Annotated in this window: 20 protein-coding genes; 2 read left to right on the top strand and 18 right to left on the bottom strand. The window is 55.7% G+C overall.

All coding sequences use genetic code 11. The features are described from left to right. Nucleotides 1–102 precede the first annotated feature (102 nt). The 8 genes from PM3016_RS11710 to PM3016_RS11675 form a co-directional block, all read right to left on the bottom strand. Entirely contained in the window at nt 103–2,349 is a 2,247-nt protein-coding gene (locus PM3016_RS11710) for a helix-turn-helix domain-containing protein (protein ID WP_014369609.1), read from the bottom strand. A 73-nt stretch (nt 2,350–2,422) separates the two neighbouring features. Further along, nucleotides 2,423–4,009: an extracellular solute-binding protein gene (locus PM3016_RS11705; RefSeq protein ID WP_014369608.1), complete on the bottom strand. Its 1,587-nt coding sequence runs from the start codon at nt 4,007–4,009 to the stop codon at nt 2,423–2,425. 101 nt (nt 4,010–4,110) lie between these two features. After that, nucleotides 4,111–4,998, bottom strand: coding sequence for a carbohydrate ABC transporter permease (locus tag PM3016_RS11700; RefSeq protein WP_014369607.1), 888 nt, complete (start codon nt 4,996–4,998; stop codon nt 4,111–4,113). Nucleotides 4,999–5,009: 11 nt separating this feature from the next. Then, nucleotides 5,010–5,963: an ABC transporter permease gene (locus PM3016_RS11695; protein ID WP_014369606.1), complete on the bottom strand. Its 954-nt coding sequence runs from the start codon at nt 5,961–5,963 to the stop codon at nt 5,010–5,012. A gap of 414 nt (nt 5,964–6,377) precedes the next feature. Then, the gene (locus tag PM3016_RS11690; RefSeq protein ID WP_187298032.1) at nt 6,378–7,583 is read right to left on the bottom strand and encodes an MFS transporter; all 1,206 of its coding nucleotides are present in this window, start codon (nt 7,581–7,583) and stop codon (nt 6,378–6,380) included. Nucleotides 7,584–7,729: 146 nt separating this feature from the next. Then, nucleotides 7,730–8,032, bottom strand: coding sequence for an ArsR/SmtB family transcription factor (locus PM3016_RS11685; protein ID WP_013915762.1), 303 nt, complete (start codon nt 8,030–8,032; stop codon nt 7,730–7,732). Between the two features lie 31 nt (nt 8,033–8,063). Further along, a complete protein-coding gene (locus tag PM3016_RS11680; RefSeq protein WP_420798956.1) occupies nt 8,064–9,122 on the bottom strand; it encodes an MFS transporter in 1,059 nt (352 codons plus the stop codon). A 400-nt stretch (nt 9,123–9,522) separates the two neighbouring features. Then, nucleotides 9,523–9,933 (bottom strand): Lrp/AsnC family transcriptional regulator, encoded by a 411-nt coding sequence (locus PM3016_RS11675; RefSeq protein ID WP_013915760.1) that lies wholly within the window; start codon nt 9,931–9,933, stop codon nt 9,523–9,525. Between the two features lie 138 nt (nt 9,934–10,071). On the opposite strand from PM3016_RS11675, the gene PM3016_RS11670 reads away from it, so the two are divergent. Then, entirely contained in the window at nt 10,072–10,833 is a 762-nt protein-coding gene (locus tag PM3016_RS11670; RefSeq protein ID WP_014369603.1) for an MBL fold metallo-hydrolase, read from the top strand. A gap of 128 nt (nt 10,834–10,961) precedes the next feature. Here the strand turns inward: PM3016_RS11670 and PM3016_RS11665 are convergent, their stop codons facing one another. From PM3016_RS11665 to PM3016_RS11645, 5 genes are all read right to left on the bottom strand, one after another. After that, the gene (locus PM3016_RS11665; RefSeq protein WP_014369602.1) at nt 10,962–12,221 is read right to left on the bottom strand and encodes a DUF5068 domain-containing protein; all 1,260 of its coding nucleotides are present in this window, start codon (nt 12,219–12,221) and stop codon (nt 10,962–10,964) included. A 137-nt stretch (nt 12,222–12,358) separates the two neighbouring features. Next, nucleotides 12,359–13,069: an RDD family protein gene (locus tag PM3016_RS11660; protein ID WP_014369601.1), complete on the bottom strand. Its 711-nt coding sequence runs from the start codon at nt 13,067–13,069 to the stop codon at nt 12,359–12,361. Between the two features lie 289 nt (nt 13,070–13,358). Further along, entirely contained in the window at nt 13,359–13,742 is a 384-nt protein-coding gene (locus PM3016_RS11655; protein ID WP_013915755.1) for a DUF3024 domain-containing protein, read from the bottom strand. Nucleotides 13,743–14,050: 308 nt separating this feature from the next. Continuing rightward, complete coding sequence (locus PM3016_RS11650) at nt 14,051–16,141, bottom strand: glycosyl hydrolase 115 family protein (RefSeq protein ID WP_014369600.1); 2,091 nt, start codon at nt 16,139–16,141, stop codon at nt 14,051–14,053. A 48-nt stretch (nt 16,142–16,189) separates the two neighbouring features. Next, nucleotides 16,190–16,579, bottom strand: a complete 390-nt coding sequence (locus PM3016_RS11645; protein ID WP_014369599.1) for a hypothetical protein — start codon at nt 16,577–16,579, stop codon at nt 16,190–16,192. A gap of 283 nt (nt 16,580–16,862) precedes the next feature. On the opposite strand from PM3016_RS11645, the gene PM3016_RS11640 reads away from it, so the two are divergent. Further along, entirely contained in the window at nt 16,863–17,735 is an 873-nt protein-coding gene (locus tag PM3016_RS11640; RefSeq protein WP_014369598.1) for a helix-turn-helix domain-containing protein, read from the top strand. 226 nt (nt 17,736–17,961) lie between these two features. Here the strand turns inward: PM3016_RS11640 and PM3016_RS11635 are convergent, their stop codons facing one another. From PM3016_RS11635 to PM3016_RS11615, 5 genes are all read right to left on the bottom strand, one after another. Further along, complete coding sequence (locus PM3016_RS11635) at nt 17,962–18,189, bottom strand: DUF896 domain-containing protein (RefSeq protein ID WP_187298031.1); 228 nt, start codon at nt 18,187–18,189, stop codon at nt 17,962–17,964. A gap of 159 nt (nt 18,190–18,348) precedes the next feature. Then, nucleotides 18,349–19,347, bottom strand: coding sequence for a type I glyceraldehyde-3-phosphate dehydrogenase (locus PM3016_RS11630; protein WP_014369596.1), 999 nt, complete (start codon nt 19,345–19,347; stop codon nt 18,349–18,351). Continuing rightward, complete coding sequence (locus tag PM3016_RS11625; protein ID WP_014369595.1) at nt 19,344–19,985, bottom strand: alpha/beta hydrolase; 642 nt, start codon at nt 19,983–19,985, stop codon at nt 19,344–19,346. Before PM3016_RS11625 ends, PM3016_RS11630 begins: the two co-directional genes overlap by 4 nt. Further along, nucleotides 19,982–20,932, bottom strand: coding sequence for a ring-cleaving dioxygenase (locus tag PM3016_RS11620; RefSeq protein ID WP_014369594.1), 951 nt, complete (start codon nt 20,930–20,932; stop codon nt 19,982–19,984). Before PM3016_RS11620 ends, PM3016_RS11625 begins: the two co-directional genes overlap by 4 nt. A gap of 31 nt (nt 20,933–20,963) precedes the next feature. Further along, the gene (locus tag PM3016_RS11615; RefSeq protein ID WP_014369593.1) at nt 20,964–21,920 is read right to left on the bottom strand and encodes an alpha/beta hydrolase; all 957 of its coding nucleotides are present in this window, start codon (nt 21,918–21,920) and stop codon (nt 20,964–20,966) included. Nucleotides 21,921–21,934: the final 14 nt, after the last annotated feature.

Here is a 21,934-nt window from a genome sequence, read left to right as displayed (position 1 = left end):
AGCCAAACAAAAAGCCCATGGTTAAGACTCCTGTCAAGCGGAAGGTAACCATCCCCCCTCTGTACAAGCAGCCTCAAACATGAGCGTCTTATCTTTTGCTAATCAATGGATACTGCGTACTCCCTCTTTACTTTGAGCCTCGCGGTATTGTCCCGGCGACAGCCCGACGAATTTCTTGAAGGCTCTAATGAACGAAGTCGTATTGACATAGCCCACCATTTCCGAGATGTCCTGCACCGAAACCTCCGACTCCCGCAGCAATTGTTTGGCATGCTCCATTCTCAGACTCATCAGGAAATCAATGAAGTTCTGGCCGAAGCTTTCTTTGAAAAGCTGACTTAAATACTTGGCATTGATCTCAAACCGGTCGCTCAGCATAGTGAGAGACAGATTCGGGTCCCTGTAGTGCCCTTCCACGTAACTGCGGATTTCACTTAACAGCCCATGATGGCGCTGATTCTGCACCAGCGCCCTGACATGGTCCGCCAGCCCTTCCAAGGCGATAAGAAAACAGCGCTCCAGCTGCTCCAGGGTATCCGATTGCCCCAGGGCAAGGAGCATGGCCGGCTTGGCGTCCTGAAGCCATGCCTTGGCCTCATCCGGCAGCGTCTCCGCCATCTCGTAATCCAGCTGAAACACCAGATAGTGCAGCAGCCGCTCGACATCATCTTTGCGAAGGTGCCGGACCCTCATCTCATGGAACAGCCGCAGGAGCTCTCCCGGCCATCCGGACTCCGACATCCGCAGCTTGCGAACGATCGTGCGGATCATCTCCAGGTAGTCGAACCATTCGCCGCCCTGCCGTTCTTGGAGCTCGACCGCATCGATAATTTGATTCACGCCCAGCGTCACCTTGCAGCTTACGGCCGCCGCCGCGTCCTCAAACGAACGGCCTATGTCCGATTCGCGGTGTGCCGCCGAACCGATGCCGATCGTCACCGTGAATTCCAGGTGCTTCTCCACCCAGCTTCGAACCTGCTCCGACAGCTGCAGCAGATGGTGCTCGAGCGACTCGCCTTCATCCGATAGGAGCAGAAGCACGAGCTGATTCTTGGAGATCCACTCGGCTATGATTCTCCGGCCTTGCTGCTCGGCGCTCTCGACGGCGACGCTGCTGATGATGAATTTGAACAGGGACTGGTCATTCGGACTGTATTTCAGGCCGAACTGCACATAATGGTCCAGCTCCAGCAGAGCCACAATAAAATGCCCTGCCTCCAGCCCAAAATGCTGCCATTCCTGCTGCCAGGTCGCCCGGTCGTCCTCAAATTCCCCTTTGAGCAGGGTTTGCAGAAACTGCTGCCTGCGGATGACGAGGTTCTCCTGCTGCTTTTCCTGAAAGACCATATTGTTCGTAATCAGCCGTTCAATAGCCTGATCGATAAAGGCGAACTCATTCTTGTTCTCCTTGGGGCCGGCCGTCTTCACCACGGAAGCGAACCGGTCAATCCGGTGCAGAATGGCTTCGATGGGCTTATAGTTGCGCCGGGTGACATAGAAGGTGGAGCCGAACGCAAAGACAATGGCCCCGAGAGCCAGCGTAACCCACACCGTGCTTCCGTGGAACAGAAGATCAAGCAGCCTGCCGCCTTTAATACTCATCCGGTAGGTCCAGCCCGTATAATCCGACACGGTCTCCGCGTTCAGACTGTTGTTGGAGGGCGCAAGGCCGTTCCCATCGAAAAAGGGCTGCCCCTGCGTATCGAACAGCTGCGCCTGCGTCACGTTCCGGTCGATCATCTGGCTGATCAATAATTCGAGCGACGAAACCTTGATATTGATGACCAGATAGCCCAGACTGCCGGAATCCCGGGGAATTTTAAGTCCCAGGGAGGTAACGTGTACCAAGGTGGACACCGTCCGCACCTCGTTTTCCTTCACCCGCGGCGAAGACCAGACGCCTGTCAGGATCCGCTCCACCGAGCTGCGGAGATACCCCCTGTCCGGAAACTGGCCGATGGGACGGCTCGCACTTTGGTCGAGCACCCTGCCGTCTTTTGCCCGGTACAGATAGATAGAATCGATAAGCCCGTACCGCACCATAAGGCCGCTCAGCATATTGGAGACATCGAATTCCCGTGCCCGGTCCGTTGGACCGTCGAGGTACAGCTGCAGCTCTCCGCTCGTTTCGATCATTTTCTGTGCGTCGAAGGAGATGCCTTTGAGCGTGCTGTCCACCATGTTCTTGACGAATGCGGCGGTAAGCTGATTCGCCTGAATGGCGTTTCGGACATTAATTTCGTTGATGATGGAAATGAAGATGAAGATCAGCATGCTGACCGTAACCAGGAGGATGGGGAGATAGGACAGCAGCATTCTCTTAATGTAGTTGGAATTGATCGCTTTCATCTCCCCGTCCTCCTCTGCGGTGTCCTGCAGACAAGCCCCTGAACCATCAGGGGGTTATCCGTCATTGCGGTGATTACTTCTTCATTTCCTTGTAAGCCGCCCTCTTTTCATCCATGACGGCTTGGCCGCCCAGCTTCACATATTCAGCGGCTTTCGAATCGAAGACTCCATCGAACTCATTCGGCTTGGCGAGAATACTCTTCACAACAGCCTCCTGTGCTTTGTCCGCAAGCGTTTTGCTGTACTTGATCTCGGAGTCGATCGGGCGGTCAAAGCGGGGATTCGTATACCCGTCCTTGAGCGCATTCTTGATCGTCTGCTTCGCCAGCTCCGTATAGCTCGGGAATGCAAGGGAGGTCGCTTCTATATTTTTATCCTGGGACCCGAAGTCTTTGCCGTTGATGACGAGCGCAATATCGGTGTTATTATAGAAGGTTTTCTTCGCTTCATCGGTCGTGATCGCCTTAGGGAAGCCGTTCTCCACCGTATGATGCTGGCCTTCGATGCCGTTGGTCAGCGTGAACAGGACGTCCGGCTTGGACATCCAGTCCAGATATTGGATCGCCTCCGCCGCATGCTTGCTCGACTTCGGAATCAGGATGTGCAAGCCGACCGGATCATAGATGGCCTTCGGTGTCCTGCCTTCCTCATTCGTGAAGGGATCCATGGCGGCATACTCGGCACCCGGAACGTTCTTTTGGAGCGTATCGAAGACGTTGCCCGGCCCCATCAAGGCCGGGTGGGCGGCCAGTGCCGTGAAGGCGCCGACATACCCGTTCGCCACATCCCTCTCGAAGGTCTTGCCGTCCTTATCCAGCGCGAAGTCTGGATTGATCAAGCCTTCCTGATTCATCTTATTCAGGTACCGGACGCCCTCTTTGTACCCTGGCTTCAGAAGCTCCGGTGTGGCGTAGAAATCTTCCTCGGACAATGGCTTCACGAACGAGCTGATCAGGACGCCCGGAGTGGAAATGGTCGTACCGTTCATGGCGCTGAAGGAGTACGGAATCACTTTGCCGCCGGTCTGCCCGGGGTCCTTCTCCTTAAACGCTTTCATGGCGTTGTAGAATTCTTCGGTCGTCTTCGGAACCGGCAGCCCCAGCTTATCGAGCCAATCCTTGCGGATATAGGAAGACTGGGTGTGCTGCAAAGGTCTCTTGGCCGGGATCGTATACTGCTTGCCGCTGAAGACCCCATAGGAGAGCACGTCCGGGCCCAGGAACTTCTTGAGATTCGGTCCATGGTCGTCGATCAGCTTGCCGAGCTCGGTCAGACCGCCGCTTTTCACATAGTTATTAATCGTGTTGAGGTCATAAGTGAATACAAGATCGGGCGCGTCACCGGTAGCCATGAGGACATTGAGCTTATCCACCTCCTGATTCCGCGGGACCGGCACAAACTGCAGCTTGATGTTGTTCGGATCTCCGAAGTTCTTCTGAATCCACTGCGTCCAGAAGTTATCGGTTACCGGACCCGCCCCGGCAGGCGCATTGCCCCGGTCGAATACCTCCACCTTCAAGGTGACGGGGTCTTTGCCCGCTGCGCCTCCGGAGGCATCCTGCGAAGCTTCCTTGGATGGGCTGGAACAAGCGGACAGCATCCCTGTCAGCATCAAGGCCGCCGCCAACATACGGAACCATTTGCTATGCTTTTCATTCATGTTGAACTCCCCTTCATCTATTAGTTTCGACTCTCATGTACCTTACACCTCTGGAAAGGAGTGGGAGCCATCGATTCCATGTGCCCCGTTCTGCAGTGCGATCACCCTTTGACCGCACCGATCATGACGCCGGAAACAAAATACCGTTGAAGCCACGGGTATACGATCAAGATCGGCGTAGTGGCGAACATGATGCTGGCCGCCTTGATGCCTTCCGGCACGACATCGACCTGAGCCGCCCCCTCCTGCGCCGTCAAATCCGTGACCATGCTGTTCATGACGACCTGGTACAGCTTCAGCTGGATCGGATACAGATCGGCATTCGTAATGTAGAAGAGGGCATCCATAAAGCCGTTCCATCTCGATACCGCATAAAAGAGGCTGAGGGTCGCCAGCACCGGCAGGGAGAGCGGAAGAACGATCCGGATCAGCGTGCCGATGTGGGAGCTTCCGTCCAGGTAAGCCGATTCTTCCAGGCTCGCCGGGATCGATGTGAAGAACGTCCGCAGGATGATCAGGTTGAATGCGCTGATCATCCCCGGCACGATGAGTGCCATTAGATTGTCGAGCAGACTGAGCTGCTTCACCAGCAAGTATTCGGGAATCAATCCGCCGCTGAAGAACATCGTGAAGACGATGAGCATCATAAATGCGGATCTCCCTTTCAGATTCTCCTTCGTCAGCGGATACGCCGCACAGATGCTCATCACCATACTGATGAGCGTATACGATACCGTCAGTACGATGGTCAAGCCCATGGACCACAGCATTCTTGAATCCTGGAAGACGATCTCATAGGCGTGAAAGTCAATCTCCCGCGGAAAAATCGTAACCAGATTCGACAGAACGGCATGCTTGGAACTCAACGAGATGGCGATGATATGCAGAAAGGGCAGGAGACAAATGAGCATCACCGCTCCGACGATCAGCATGATGACGGCGTCCACAAGCCGAAATCCCGGCGTTTTCCGTAATGTTCCTGTTTTCATCTCCCGGCCTCCTACCATATTCCCTGCTCCCCGAAGCGCTTGGCGATCGTATTCGCCAGTACGACGAAGATCAGTCCCACCAGTGCCTGGAACAGCCCCATCGCCGTCGCCAGCGAGAATTGAGCCGCCTGCAGACCCGACTTATACACGAAGGTGCTGATGACTTCCGCATAATCCATGACGAGCGGATTGCCCATCACGAACGGCCGCTCGAAGCCGATCGTCATGATATGGCCGAGCTGCATGATGAGCATGACCACAATCGTCGAGCGGATCCCCGGCAGTGTAATATGCCACATCTTCTTCATTCGGCCGGCCCCGTCCACCTCAGCCGCTTCATAGAGCTCCTTGTTGATTCCCGTTAACGCCGCCAAGTAGATGATCGTCCCCCAGCCTGCGCTGTGCCAGATCCCGGTTCCCAGGTACACGAGCACCCAGATCGTCTTTTCCGTCAGGAAAGGAACGGCCTCCAGCCCCAGACTGACGATCAGATTATTGACGAGCCCTCCGTTTGTGGCGAACATCTGGTACACGAGGCCGCCGATGATGATCCAGGAGATAAAGTGAGGCAGGTACAGGATCGTCTGCGCCACCTTTTTGAACCAGACCACTCTCAGCTCGTTCAGCAGGAGCGCAAGAACAATCGGTGCGGGGAACGAGAAGAAGAGGTCCAGGAAATTCAGCAGCAGCGTATTCCTCACCACTTGGTAGAACTGGCTCATCGCGAAGAGCTGCCGGAAGTTATCGAATCCGACCCACTCACTGCCGGAAACGCCTTGGAAAATACTATAATTCTGGAATGCAATCGCCGCGCCGTACATCGGTACGTACTTGAACACGATGAAATACGCAATGGGAAGGATCATCAACAGATACAGCTGGTAATCCCTCCGCAACCCCATCGCCCGGCGGGGTTTCAACACGGTCTGCGACAACAGCGGCTGCTGTGCCGAACTTCTGCTCATTCGTATCCCTTCTCTCTGTTACGTTGTAAGTGTAAGCCGTGAGTCTCCGTCCCCCGGCCTCATCTTGCAGCGGGCCGGTAACCACACTATACGGGGAACCGCACGAACGGCACAATTAACACGTTTCCGTACCATTGACAGTTTTCCGAAACCCTTGATACAGCTGGGTTTGCGGACACTTGACCTCGGCCGGCCTGCACCTTCACCGTGAACGTCTCCCTTGCCGACTGCCCCACCGCCGTACGCGCAAATGAAAAAGAAGCCTCCCCTATTCATCCTCAGGGTCGTACAGGATGGCACCGCTGCATCGCTGGGCAGGCAAGCATACGTAGATAAAGCCGCTCGGATAGCGAAAGCATCCGGCGGCTTGTGGGGTCACCAGTGGAACTCTGCAATTTTATAAGCTATCACCCTTCAGCTCTGCGAAGAGGGCTTCCGGATATGGCTTGAAGACTGCACCGCTTTTTCGTTGAACATGGAATTCAGCACCAGGGAAGCCAGGATCGCGATCACCACACCGATCACCGCCAGCCAGGTAATCAAAGACAAGGAGACCAGCTCCACGGCAATCCCGCCGATTCCCGCTCCCGCGGCCATCGCAAGCTGCATCATGGATTGGTTCAGGCCCAGCATGATGCCCGAGTAATTGGGTTCGATGCGGACCAGATTGAACTGCTGCGTAGGTCCGGAAGACCATGCGGCAAAGGACCATAAGACGAGGATGGCCATCACAGGGAACGGTCCGGGCGAAAGTGCCGTGGTGACGGAGAGCATCACCAGTGCCGCCGCATGCAGCACCATGCCCCCAAGAAGCGTGGAAGATACTCCCCATTTGTCCGTACTGTAACCGCCCCACTTGGATCCGAAGAGACTGGCCACACCGAAGGCGAGCAGAGCCCCGCTCAGCAGCCGCTCCTCCATCCCTGCCGCTTGGAGCAGATAAGGCGAGATGTAGGTATAGGCAATCGAATACCCGCCCAGCCAGAAGAAAGTAATGGATAAGCCCAGCGCCACCTTACGGTTTCTTAGCAGCTGCAGCTGCCGGCCCAGGGGAACCGGGGCATCCCCCTGTACGCGCGGAATCGTCCGGGACAGCACCAGCATCGCGGCAAGTCCGGCCAGCGCAATGAAGCCGAATATGGACTGCCAGCCCAATGCCGCAGCCGCCGTACGGCCGATGGGAACCCCGATAATCAGGGACGCCGTAAACCCCATGATCACCGTTGCGATCGAACCGGCCTGCTTCCCGGCAGGAGCAATCTTGGCCGCGATATCCAGGGCTGTCACAACGACCATACCGGCCCCCAGAGCCATGATCACGCGGGCGAGGAGGAACAGCTCAAACTGCGGCAGAGCGAAGGACAGCAGATTGGCCAGCACGAACAGACCCAGCGAGCCAAGCAGAAGCTTCTTTCTGTCCACCTTAGCCGTCAGGGCCATCAGGATCGGAGTGCAAACCGCATACACGAAGGAAAAGATCGTCACAAGCTGCCCCGCCGCGGTAATCGAGATGCCCATGGTTCCCGAGATTTTATCCATGATGCCCGAAATCACATACTCCGAAGTTCCCACCAGAAAACTGACCAACGCCAAAACGTACACCCTCCACGTACTCGACACCATCATCATTCACTCCTTCAATCGAATTTTGCATCTATATATTAAAAAATGTCGATGCATACAGCAATATATTAACATATCAAGATATATCGATATGTTATCTTGAAATGGGCCGAATGCTCCTCGAAGCATTCAGCCGATTGGGGTTAGATCTCATTGTTCAAGAAATCGCCGATCTCGCGGATCTTCTCCTCGTCCCTGGTATAGTAGGTGAATTTGCCGATCCGCTCCGTCTTGATCAGCCCGGCCCGTTGGAGGATGGACAAATATTGGGACGCGGTGGATTGGGTCATATGGAGCTTCTCCGTGACCTGGCTGACGCATACCCCTGTCTTTCTCATATCAATCCCTTCGTGGGGTTTAAAATGTTTTTCGGGTTCCTTTAACCAATGCAGAATTTGAAGCCGCGACTCGTTGGACAGCGCTTTGAAAATTTCGATAGGATCCATACATATAATCATATCGAGAATTATCGATTTGTCAAGAATCTCCTGTCGTGCGTCCGCTGTTCTTTTGTTTTTTTCGGGACCAGATCACTACGGGAATGAGCAGCAGCGCGAGTCCACCGCCGGCCAGCGACAGGAAGGCATAACTGGAATGGGCTGCAACCATCCCGGACAGAGCCCCTCCCGAGGCTCCGGCCAAGGCAAGCAGTACATCCATCGCTCCCTGCTTTTTGGCTCGGGTGGCCGGATCGGTCGCATCCACAATCAGCGCCGTACCGCTGATCAGACCCAAGTTCCACCCGAGCCCCAGCAGGGCAAGAGCAAGAGTGAGCAGCGGCAAAGAATCGGGAGGTGCGGCTGCTGCCATCAACCCTGCAAGCAGCAGCACGCCACCCGAAGCGATGGACATCACGGCGCGGCCCAGCTTATCTACCAGAATGCCTGTAATCAGGGAAGGGAGAAACATCGAGCCGATATGAATGCCGATCACTAACCCCACGTCACCCAGACTATGCCCGTGGTGCTTCATGTGGATCGGGGTCATGGTCATAATGGCGACCATCACGATCTGGGTCAGCACCATGACGGTGGCCCCTACGACTAATTTTCTTTGGTCATATCCGGTTGAGTCCAGCTGGGGGGCTGCCGGTTCACTCTGCTGTGAGGCCGCTGCCATCCTTCGGGCCACCAGTAAGGGGTCCGGACGAAGAAACAGGAATAATACGCTTCCCGCCAGGATAAATGAGGCCGCTGCCAAAAAGAATATGCCCGTGAGGGGTGGAAACCCGATGGCCGCTGCAAACCGGCCCGTAACGCCCACCAGGTTAGGACCTGCAACGGCGCCGAACGTAGTCGAAACCATGGCCATACTAATCGCCTTGGCCCTCTGGGCAGGCCGCGCCAGATCGGTTCCCGCATACCGTGCCTGCAGATTGGCTGCCGTTCCCGCCCCGTAAATAAACAGTGATACGAACAAAAGAGGGACACTATTCCATGCTGCAGCCCATATGACCCCGATCGCCCCAATGCCGCCGGCCATAAATCCCCCGGCGAGACCCAGCCGCCGGCCGTACTGCTGAGAAATGCGTCCCACCAGCAGGGGAAGCCGCAGCAGAGCCCAGCGTTAACAAGGCGGAGGGAATACCTGCGAAACTCTCCGATCCCAGCATCTCCTGCGCAAGCAGCGCACCCACCGTGACCCCCGCGGCTAGTCCCGCCCCTCCAAATAGCTGCGAGAACACCACGATAAGCAGCGAACGTTGATATAACTGCCTCTGCACGGCGTCGATCTCACCACCGCTTCGGCTGTTCCCGTGTTCATGGTTCATCGCGTAGAACACCTTCCTTGGTTATGGTTAGCCTGCTGACAGCCTCAATACATTTATGAGGTAAAGTGTAATACGATTCCTGTACCCGATACATAGATAAAATCAAGTCATTGTCTCATTTCACTTGATTTTTGAAAAAATGCACGAACGCCGTGTGTTATTCGATTATTTATTGATCACAATCGATAATTTGTAGTTGGCATGCTCGTTCAACGCGACCAGGAACTCATCCAGGTGTGTATTGGACGGGAATCTGCACTCCAGAAGATAGCAGCCGTCCCCGCTGATTTTATAATTGTTTACCACGTAATTCTCCTGCGCTTTGATAAACGTGAGATAAGGCTGATGATACGGGCTGTTGGTAAAAATCGTAATAAAGGCATGGATATAGCACCCTAATTTCACTTGATTGACTTTGATGGTGTACCCCTCAAGTACCCCGTTATCCTCCAGTTTGGCTACCCGGGCCGCGGCTGCCTGCCCGGTTAAATGAACTTTCTCCCCCAATTCCTTCATTGTAATGCGGCTGTTTTTGGACAACTCGTCCAGTATGCGCAGGTCGGTTTGATCCAGCATGGAACCCCATCCTTTTCGTGAACATGTGATGACTTTCAAATTTCAAGTCAAACCGCCGAAGGACTTGAATTATGCTATGTAAAAGCCGGCGGCTCCTCTTATACAATGATTACAGTAAAAAACAAAGGAGCTGACGATATGAAAGTAACTCAAATAAGGAATGCAACGTTAGTCGTTGAATATGCAGGTAAGACATTTTTGATTGACCCGTATTTGGCGGAAAAAGGAGCCTACCCTCCTATCCCTAACTCGGTAAGACAGGATCAACGCAATCCTCTGGTCAGCCTGCCGGTTTCGCTCGATGATCTGATCCGGGCCGATGCCGTGATTGTAACCCATCTGCATATGGATCACTTTGACGATGCTGCCAAAGAGGCCCTGCCTAAGGATATCAAAATGTTTGTGCAAAATGAAGTAGATGCGGCGGAAGTGAGAAAAGCCGGTTTCCAAAACGTCGAGGTACTGGGGGCGGATACCGTCTTTGAGGAGATCAGGCTCACTAAAACCAAGGGAGAGCACGGACGGGGAGAAGAAGTGCTGAAGCTTCTCGGCCAAGTATCCGGCGTGGTCTTCAGGCATCCGGGCGAGAAAACGTTATATATCGCCGGAGATACCGTCTGGTATGAAGGCGTCCGGGAAGTCCTCGAAACCCACAAGCCGGACATCATCGTGGTCAACGGCGGGGATAACCAGCTGCTTGGACTCGGTTCCCTTGTGATGGGCAAAGAGGATATATATGAAGTGTTCCTGGCGGCTCCTGACGCAAAAATCATATCCAGCCATATGGAAGCCGTCAATCATTGGACCTTATCCAGAGAAGAATTACGAAGCTTCCTTCAGGAAAAAGGAATCTCTTCTTCGGTTTATGTGCCGGATGACGGCGAATCGTACACCCTCTAAGATGATGTCAGAGCCCCGGTGAACGGGCGCAAGAGCTTGCGGTTGATTATGATACAAAAGGCAGCTTCCCCAAGCGGGAGAGCTGCCTTTTCTTGACTGCACTGAACAGCAGAGCGGATGCCTGTCCGTTATCTCGGGAGTGTAAACGTCGCCGTTTCTTCCTTGAACAGTCTCTTCGCGTCCGCATCCACGACCGGACCGAATTCCATCTGGAAGGATTTGAAGAGTCCGAACTCATCCTTTCGGAACAAGAAGACATGATACTTCTCTCCTTGGCTGCCCGGTGCAAGCTCACGCGGATGGTTCGGCTCCACCATGCCCTCGGATAAGGCCGTGCCGCGGTCCTGATCCACACGGAGCTTGGAGGAGGTCAAGGACAGGCTTACCGTCTTGTCCGACTGGTTGTCGAGCAGCAGCTTCACGGTTACCGCCACGATGCCGTTCTCCCCGAAGTTTTTGAACCTCGCCTGATTGGCTGCCGTCGGCACGATTTCGGCATACTGCACGCCGTCCAGCGTGACCTTCAGATCGCCGATCTGCTTCGTTTCCCCGATCCCCGTCTTCTCGAAGATCATCTTCTTGTCCGCCATATTATCGGTCGTCAGGCGGTCAGGATAGAATTTGGGCTCGCTCTCCACCTGCTTCTTCTGTTCTTCGCTGTAGAAGAAATCGAACACCGCATTCCCCTTGAAGCTGTCCTTCGCCTCGCTGTTGTCTGCCGCGCCGTCCTCGATCACGAACTTGGGCTTCACGGTCTTCAGGGATTCGAACTGCTCATTGGTCAGCGTAAACGACAGAAGCCCCGTCACCTTCTCGCCGGCGGCGAATTTCGAAGTCTCGGTTTCCTGCTTGGACTTCAGTCGGTCTTCCTTGCGGACGAAGGTCGCGCTGCCGTCATTCGGGATATAATCGGTAGCCTTGCTGAGCTGGATGCGGTACATATTGTTATAGTACATCGCCTTGCCCGCAGCGTTATCGATGGTGACTTTCGCCGTGACGACATAGCCGTCCGTCTGGTCCTGGAACGGGATCGAAGCCACTCTTTTATTCATGCCGGTTACCTTCACGATCTGGTATTCATCGACGGAAACCTTGAATCCGTTCATATTGTGCGTGTAACCCGGCGCCTTATTCGTATACACCACTTCCACGTTTCCTTCGGATTCCACCGCGATGTTCGGATTGAGCACCTCTCCGCTTCCGGACGAAGCCCCCGCGGACTTCGGGGTGTCCTGAGGCGTTGAAGCTTCCTTGGACGAAGAGGCTGCCGACGTCTTGGATTCCGTTTGTGCGGCCTCCTTCTCCCCCTCCGGCGGTTTGCTTGTGCCGCAGGCCGACAGCAGGGCCGCTGTGAGCAGTGCGATGGATACGACTGTTGTTTTCTTCAATGATGTCCCAACCTTTGTTATGTATTAATTAATCATGGTTCAATATCACATTCTGCCTTACATTTCCACAGAAAGAAATAGGTACAACCAGCCAAATGGGTGGAAAATAATGTATAAATAGAGCGAAACGGATCGAATTATGGAGAAAAATCTCTTCCAAGGAGGAGCTTCTTTCCCAGCGTAGTCTGTTTCTTTCTCACCAGATAGACTTGAGCCCCTCCATAGAACAGCATGGCAGCTCCTCCTAGAATCCATGCAGCCCACTCCAGAACCAGGGCAAAATCATCGATGTACAGGAAAAGATAGCCTATCGTGAGGATACTGGCTGCCAAGTACAGCAGGATCCCCGCCCAATAAAACAGAAAAAAGGCAAGTGCAATACCAAGCGGCAAGGTAATGTCGAGGGCCAGAGCCAAGCGCTTCTTCGCCTCATGACTGATCTTCCCGGGTGCCTTCAGGGTCCCTACGTATGTACCCGACAAATAATCATGCGCACCTTTGCGGTTCCTCGGGAACAGGAGACCCGGGTAAAATAAAAGAAACGGGGTTAGCAGGAGGCCCGTCAGCAAGCGGACCAGCAGTCTCCAGAACGGAGCGGAGCCATGATGATCTGCGTACACACTCAATCCGAGCACCCGCTTGCCGATACTCTGCCCCTTTGTCAAATACAGGACCAGCTGCACAGCCGGATATCCGATCAAGGCCATCACCACGACAAAATCCGTGACGGTGACCGGCGTGTTCCGGTCCGCCGATAGATACATAGTGATGAGGATACAAGGCAGCAGGTTGATGCCTGCGGCCAGGAGCCTCAAACGGGCGGGTGCGGGATAAACCATCTGATTCATGCTGCATTCGTTCCTTCTGTGTTTGGATTTGGTATGTCCATTATCGTGGAGTGCCTGCTCCCCGAAAAGTACTAATTTCGCTTAGTACCCCTTTGTAGGCTGACGCCGCTGAAGTACAGACAGAGCGAAGGTATATTAGCTGGAATTAGTAACACGCCCCGTTCTAAAAGTGTTCAAAACAGGCCGCCTGCACTCCAAATGAGCTCAGACGGCCTGTTTACGATGGACATGATTCCGGCTGACATGGCTGCGTTAACGATATAGCCCAAGGCCGTGAATACCCTTAGCATCAGCCCCAGAAGAGGCCTCTGTTGTCATTGTCGACAATTTCCAATTGCTTTTCGAAATCATCACTGGGAATAATGTCATCCACAAAATGCCATTTATTCTTACTATCTCTCCAATAGACCTTCCACTTCGTATCTTCCAATCGAAATTGTGCAATATCATGCTGCACCCAATGATCACTTCGAAAAGCTGGTCTCTCTTCAATAAGTGTGACGTTATTACCTCTAATCTTATAATTCATTCTTATTTGGATTCTTATATTTTCGGGAACTTTGGATTCTATGTAGGCTTCCATGATTTTTTCTATTCTTCTCTTAGTAAATGCATCAAGGGGCAAACTTCTCACTTCTTTCTTAGTAAACTGATCCAGCACAAAATAAGACATCAAGATGACTTCCCCTGATGTCTTTACATCCATTGATTACTATCTTGTTCCGACCGTTTCACCTCTAATGTTTTCAACCCCAATGTTACCTCCATTGTACGTTTTTTTACAGTATACACTAAAACGTCCTTATGTTTAATATGAAGGCGCGCACCACATTTCGCCGTGCACTCGCTCAGGCGGTTAATTAACGCATGAACATGAAGAAGACCGTCTCCCGGTTCTAACCGGAAGACGGCCTTCCGTGTCTCTTCTACTGAATCCCCGCCAAGCCTCGGGGACCCGCCATACGCTCCAGGCCGCCCCCGTTACAGCATCCCTTCCTGCTGAAAGTACTCCTTCAGCCTCCCGGCAAGCTCGTCGTCAGAAAGCGGATTGCGGTGCGTGTTCTCCAAATAAATATATTTCTCCGTTACCGGCATGAGATACTCCTTGTACCACAGGAAGAAGTCCGGGCTGTCGCCGTGCATGCGCAGAAACCGTCTCAGGGTATCGACGTTCTGAACGGTGCTCTCGATATTCGTCAGCCAGTCTGCCCGGTAGAAGCGGTCCCACTTCCCATGCTCGGCGTCTCTTAATACGTCGAGCCCCTTCTGATACGCCCACATCGATTCCGAGGCGAAGACGAACGCCTGCGGGCAGCGCTCCCGGCGGTACTCTCTGTACGAGCGGCACAGCCAGTAGAAGCCTTCGCAGCCGGAGAGATGCAGCGCGCCGTGGAACATCAGCTGATCGGCGGCTCTGCGCCGTTCGTCCGGTCCCAGCTGCGCCAGCACTTCGCTGCAGCGCTCAAGCCATGCCTTCCATCGCCCCATGCCCTGCTCGAGCCGCGCTTCGAAGCCCTTCACCTGCTCTTCGAAGGGCACGTCCCCGACCGCCCAGGCCAATCTCGGGTGCGGCTCGTCGCCCTTGCCCTGCAGCCAGTGGCCGATGATCTTCCTCGCCGGATGGTGGTAATATTCGTCTCCGGCCAGGTCATCCTCATGCGGTCCGTACGGAAGGGCCGCTTCCGCGTAGCTTTGGTACAGGGCCGCCAGCTCATCATGATGTGACGAATAATAGTCCCTGACGAACTGCCCCAGATGCCCGTTCACGTCGATCGTCCCGGCATTCCAAAGCTCGCGAAGAACATCCAGCGTATAGACATGGGGCCGGATGTTGCCGCAGTTGAGCAGCAGATACTCGTCGGCTCCGGCCTCGAACGCCGACTCGATCTCCCGCTTCAGGAAGGACGCCGGCCCCGGGAACATCGTCAGATGATTCGAAGCCTGCAGGTCATGGAACGTCACATGGTAATACAAGCCATGCTTGCCGCCGTCATCGGCCGCCGGAAGGGCCGGCACGCGGAAGTTCTGATTGCCGTGCCTGCGGGAGACCATCCGGCCGTAGCCGTTGTCGGCCCACACCTTGATCACGTCCTCGGGCAGATCAACATAGCCGCCCTTATACAATTCGGCGATCTCGCCATACAAGGCTGCGCAGTACACCGGATTGCGGACGGCGCTTGCGATCATGTCATACTGCTTCCGGATCACCCTGCTGATCATCGCTCCCCGCTTCTCCGACGTGTCGAAGGCGGGGTCATCGATCCAGAACGGCTTGTCTCCCTGTCCGCGGAAGGACAGCACCCACAGCACCTTCATGTCCTTCTGCTCTTCAATGGCTTCCTGCCACAAGGCTTCGAACAGCTCAGGCGCCTCCTGATAGCTGGCCGTTCTTCCCGGATAGGCGCGCAGGAACATCTCGGCGCCCAGCGGCTCGGCGTGGTGATGGGTCACCCAGAGGCCCATCTCGGCGGCAAGCTTGTAATGGATGCCGTCCCTTGGCAGGTCCGTTCCGGGAATGACCATGTTGCCTCCGCAGCGCAGCAGGGCTTCAAATACGGGCTCCCAGACCTCCCTCGAAGGCGGGTATGGCTCCTTCCAGCCGATCAGGCATACTTCGTCGTTGACGAACCAGCCGCGGTAACGGACCTTCGGGGCGGGAGCGTCGTAATCCTGAGGCGGAATCACGATCTCCGGGCGCTCCGCAATCGACTGATCCGCCCAGAACCAGAACGGCTGGATGCCCAGGTGGAGCCTGCTGAATTCCAGAATCCCGTACACAAGCCCCAGCTCGTCCCGGCCCACGATATCCATCCGCGGACGGCCGCCCGCCATATGGCTGCGAAAGCCGAACGCCTCCGGACGCTCCGGACAGCGGTCTTCTTCCGCCGCCAAACGGATCCGGAGCTCCGCCGCTTCTTCCTCCGCAACCAGCTCGGGCTCGGCGCCCAGCACGGCTTCGAGGTCTCTGGCGAGCATCCGGATCGCATGGGCAACCGGGGAAGGATAGGTGCCGGGAACTCCGATGCGCACCCTTCCTTTCAAGCGCAATGCTTCATTTGACTGTTGACTCATATCCCAACATTCCTTTCGTCTATCGATCAATTGCATGCACCGCCCCGGTCAGGAGGAGCGCGTGATGTCGACGGCGTTGACGCGGGGAGTAATGCCGCTGAAGATCAGCTTCAGCGGCTCCCCCCATACGTCCACAGTGAACGTCTCCCGTACGAACTGCCCTGCCGCCGTACAGCGCATGTACAGAACGAGCCGCTCCCCGTTCGTTCTCAGTGTGGTACAGGTCGGGACCGCCGCATCGCCGAGCAGGATGGACACCAGGTAGGTGCCGCCGGGAACATCGACCACGAAGGAGGTGCCCAGGGGAATGCAGAAATCCGCTTCCAGCCCGTGCATCCCCTCCCGGACTCTCCCGGTAACAAGACTGCAATCCGTGAAGCCATATCCCCGCTCCGCATCATACGCATCCGCAGCGGTCACCTTGATATAGCCCTCCACCGCTTTCCCTGCCGGCCCAAATCGAATCGAAGGATATCCGGCACCCTGCCTCCCCCCTTCAGAACAACAACCACCCGGACCGGGGAGAGGCCCGGGCAGCCGGATGGTTGCCGCTTGGCCGGATGGTGATTCCGGCCGGATTCTTGCTTTATATCCTTACTTGCTCTTAAAATACCAAAACAGAAGAGGAATTTCTCCGCCAATTCTCGCAATCCTTGAATAAACCCCGCTTATTTTGCTATCATCGGGTTACCAAGTCCCAAGATGGGGAAAGGAGCCTTCCATGCTTGTCCAGTCCCTTCCCGGCATGCTTCGCTTCGGCACGAGGAACGATCCCCTGTGGATCGATTTTGACCGGAGAATCGGTCCTTATGAGATGGTCAACAACCACTATCATATCGAGTATGAAATCTATTACCTGTTTCGCGGGGAACGGAACTTTTTTCTCAAAGATTCCGTCTATCACATCCGTTCCGGCGACCTGATGCTCATCGATTCCTATGCGGTTCACAAGACGTCCGAGCGCAGCGAGCCGGATCATGAACGGATTGTGCTCCACTTCGCCCCTTCCTTCTTCGGCGGCTTCCCCCGGGAAGAGAAGGAGCTTCTCCTGTCCCCCTTCGGCCCTGTGCAGCCGCTGGTGCGGCTGAATCTCCAGGAACGCAGGCACGTGGAGACACTCCTCGGCTCCCTGCTGGCCGAGCTGAGCGAACGCCCCCCGGGCTATACGCTTCATATCCGGAACATGGCTGCAGAGCTTCTGCTGTTCGCCGCACGCCGCCTCCGGAAGCAGGAGTCGTCCGGGCCGGCGGATGAACTCTCCCCGGTCCAGCGGAAAGTTACGGACATCGTCCGGCACCTCAATCAGCATTACGGGGAAAGTCTGCAGCTGGACACGGTGGCCAGGCAGTTTTATATCAGCAAGAGCCATCTGAGCCGTGTGTTCAAGGAGGTCACCGGCTTCGGGTTCACCGAGTACGTGAATATCACGCGGATCAAGGAGGCAGAGCGGCTTCTTGCCGAAACGGACTGGAGCATCACCCGGGTGTCGGAGCACTGCGGCTTCGACAACTTCTCGCACTTCGGCAAGATGTTCAAGAAGCTGTCCGGCCTCTCCCCCCGCGCTTACCGGAAGCTGAACCGCCCCGGCGGATGAGAGTGCATTCAACCCGGGGGCTGCACGCTATTCCTTCCTGGTGATTTCCTGAAGATAGTGCACCGGCGTTTGGATCGAAGGGCTGTTTGATCTCACGGGCAGGTTTGGGCTCCGCGAACCGGCTGACCAGTAACGCGGAGCCCAGGTTCAACAATCAACACCAGGATGGATGCGCAGCGAATATGGAAAAAGGCCGCGCTCTGCACGGCCCATCGTTATCGTATGATTATTCATGGGTCAGACGTGACTTCTCTTCGGTCAGCTTCGATGGGGTGACATCATTTCCCTCCGAATCCACTACGGAGACGCCTAACATGGTTGTTAATACTTGACCGCGAATCAACCGTAAATAATCCTCACGCAGCGTCTGCTGTTCGGCTTTCTCGGCCGCGGTCAATCCTTCGCTGCGATCCTTTCTGCTCAGCTCGTTGATTCGGTCCAGAAACGGAATCATCGTCATCCTCATCACCTCATTCTTTGATTTTGGAACGGCACATCTTCATAGAGAAGTAATGTCTTGATTTAAAGATATACGATTTGAAGATAAATGTCAATACCCTTACCAAGCTTCTGGAAAGGGACTATCGCCGCCAGGGGCGACAGTCCTTTCCGTCTAATGACCCGCCAGAAAAGCGGCTACCTCTGCCAAACGGGATGCATATCCCCACTCATTGTCGTACCAGGCGGCAACGGACAGGATCTCGCCCTGCTTTTGGGTCAGCGGCAGATCGATAATCGAAGAATGGGAATCCCCTACAATACGGGAGGAGGCCCACTCGCCCTCCAGGACGTCGAGCACGCCCTTCAGCTCCCCTTCGGATGCCGCCTGACGAAACAGGTCATTGACTTCATCGGCTGTGCACGGCTGGTCCGTAACCAGGTTCAGCTCCGCTATGCTGCCGGTACGCGTGGGAATGCGGTATGCCTTCCCCGTAATTTGAAGATCGTTCCAGATGAACTTCAACGCTTTGGCCGCTCCCGAGGAAGAAGGAATGATATTCTCGGCGGCCGCCCAGGAATCCCGGCGGTCCTTCATCGGCTGGTCCGTTAAGGACTGGGTGTTCGTGTAAGAATGGACCGTTGAGAACAGGCCGTACCGGATGCCATAATTCTCTTTGATCAGCTTCACGACAGGCGCCAATGCATTGGTCGTGCAGCTCGCCATGCTGATGATCTTATGCTTCTCCGGATCGAACTGATCCAGGTTGATTCCTTTCAGCAGGACCGCATCGCAGTCCTCCAGCGTTTTGCTCGGGCCGCTGACCAGCACCCGCTCTGCGCCCCGGTCCAGATGAATCTGGGCTACGGAACGGGTGACGGCTCTGCCCGTGCAGTCCACAACCAGGCTCACCCCGAGGGCCTTCCAATCCGGCACTTCCTGTGCCGAATTGATGAACCGGATGGTGCGCTCGCCAATGAGGAAAGAGCCTTCCTGCCCGGTTACGGGTTCATGCCACCGCTTATAGTTCGTATCCACCTCGAACAATGCGGCGAGAGTTGCTTCATCTTTGAGATCCGAGACGGAGAACGGGACGAACAGCCGGTTCTGTAAGGCTACCCGCAATAACTGTCTTCCGATGCGTCCGAAGCCGAAAATCGCGATCGAGCTCATATGCTGCCACTCCTTTCCTTGCCATCCTTTGATGTGAAATGCTGTTCAAACCAGTCTTTCGCCGCAGACGCCTCCCCATCGGACAACCCATGTCCGTAATAGGTCCAGTGTACCGATACGTCAGCCCCGGCACCCGCCAGCAGCGACTGCAGCTCCTCCGTCTCGTGGGCGGGGCTGATGGGATCGTTTCTTCCCGCGCCGATGAACACCGGGATTCCGGAGAGATCCGGCAGCGTGATGCCGCGCAGGGGAACCATCGGGTGGTGCAGGATGGCGCCGCTGAACGACTCCCGGCCGTGGAAGAGCAGGCTGCCGATCAGATTGGCGCCGTTCGAATAACCGACCGCCACGAAACGGGTTCTGGGGAGCGCGTATTCTTCTGCCGCATGGTCCAGAAAGTCCTGGACCTCCTTCGTGCGAAAGACGAGATCCGCTTCATCGAATACGCCCTCCGCCAGTCTCCTGAAGAAGCGGGGCATGCCGTTCTCCAGCACATTCCCCCGGAGGCTCAGGATGGCCGATTCCGGCGAGATCAGCCTGGCGAGAGGAATCAGATCACGTTCCGTCCCGCCGGTGCCATGGAACAGCACCAGAACCGGAGCTTCGTGGCTGCGGCCTCTCTCGAAGTAATGGATCATTTGGAGTACGCCTCGAGCTCCCGGACCTCCACAGGCAGCAGGTTCTTCTCGATCTCCTCCCGCTTCCCTTCGAACCAGGAAGGCAGCATGAGCTTCTGTCCGAGGGCATCGGCCTCCTCGTCATTGGCGAATCCCGGAGGGTCTGTAGCAATCTCGAAGAGAATGCCTCCTCTCTCCCGGAAGTACAGGGCATGGAAGTACTGGCGGTCGATCAAGTCCGTTGGAATATAGCCGGCCTGCAGCACCTCCTGCTGCCACTGCGCATGTTCTTCGAAGTCCTTGGCTCTCCAGGCGATATGATGAACGGTGCCCGCCCCCTCAACCCCGCGGGCCACATTGGTGGAGGAAAGATCGATCAGATTGCCGATCTCACCCGGGGCCTGGAAACGCCAGTAACCGACATCCTCGCTGACCTTCGTCAGCCCGAGCACATCCTGAAGGACCGACGCGGTTTGCTCCGCCTCGGTACTGTACAGCACCGCGCCGCCGAAGCCCTTAATGGCATGCTCAGGCGTGATTCCGCCGAAGCTCCACCCGTTGTTCGCCCCGCCCTCGCGTTCCACCAGCTCGATCCGCAGGCCTTCATTATCATAGAACTGGAGATACTTCTCCTCGAATCGCTCGGCCTGCATCACCGAAACGCCGAAGCTGGCCAGACGCGCCTCCCAGAACGGAAGAGCCCCGACGGGAACGACGTACGTCGTGATGCCGACCTGCCCTCCCCCGATCCGGCCCCTGCGGGAATTCGGCCAAGGGAAGAACGTGATAATCGTGCCGGGGTTCCCCCCTTGATCGCCGAAGTACAGATGGTACACTTCCGGCGCATCGAAGTTGATCGTTTTCTTCACAAGGCGCAGCCCAAGGACGCCCGCATAAAAATCAACGTTCTCCTGCGGGTTTCTGGCAAATGCCGTAATGTGATGTATTCCTGCCGTTTGCAATGACATGACAACCTCTCCCCTGTGTATACTCGTGTCCCTAATCCTTCAGCCAAGCGTTGGCCAGTGCGATGGCGCCCCGGGCTGCAGCCGTATCCGCGAGCGCATTGAGCATGACAAAGTCATGGATCGTCCCCTGGAACCGGGCGGCTGTTACTCGTACGCCGGCCTCACGCAGTTTGTTCGCATAGGCTTCACCCTCGTCGCGAAGCACATCCGCCTCAGCCGTAATGATCAGCGCTTCCGGCAAGCCCTGCAGCTGTTCCAGACCGGCACGAAGCGGCGATGCATAGATCTCCTCTTTTTCAGCCGGAGTGGTCGTATACTGCTCCCAGAACCACGCCATGGCCTCTCTGCGCAGGAAGTAGCCGGTGGCGAATTCATGATACGACGCGGTATCGATACCGGCATCGGTCACCGGATAGAACAGCAGCTGCTTACGGATGGCCGGGCCCTTGCGTTCTTTGGAGAGCAGGGTAATGGCCGCGGTCATATTGCCTCCGACGCTGTCCCCGGCCACCGTGAGCCGTTCCGTATCCAGGCCGTACGCTTCTCCATTCTCCGCCGCCCACTGCAGAACGGTATAAATCTCCTCGATCGCGGTAGGGTACTTCGCCTCCGGAGACAGGCTGTAGTTCGGGAAGACGACGCAGGCTTCGGCACCGACGGCAAGCTCACGGATCAGGCGGTCATGCGTATGGGCATTGCCGAAGACCCATCCCGCACCGTGGATGTACAGAATCACCGGCAGCTTCTTCGTCACCCCCTGGGGCCGCAGAATCCTGACCGAAACCTGTCCCGTCGGACCGCCGTCAATGGTGAGGTCCCGGATATCGACCGGCAGCTTCGCGACGTTCCCGGATTGAACTTCGTCTACGACTTCGCGCCCTTTCACAGGCCCCAGATCATACAGGTACGGGGGATGGGCCGTATCCTGTGCAAATTTCAGAGCCGCCGCTTCCAGCACGGGCTTCTTGGTCTTCACTTGTTCTGCCATAGGTACCTTCTCCT

It is taken from the genome of Paenibacillus mucilaginosus 3016 (assembly GCF_000250655.1).
GTDB classification, from domain to species: domain Bacteria; phylum Bacillota; class Bacilli; order Paenibacillales; family NBRC-103111; genus Paenibacillus_G; species Paenibacillus_G mucilaginosus.
The sequence above is the reverse complement of the archived record's forward strand: the minus strand, read 5'-3'. Positions and strand labels throughout refer to the sequence as shown.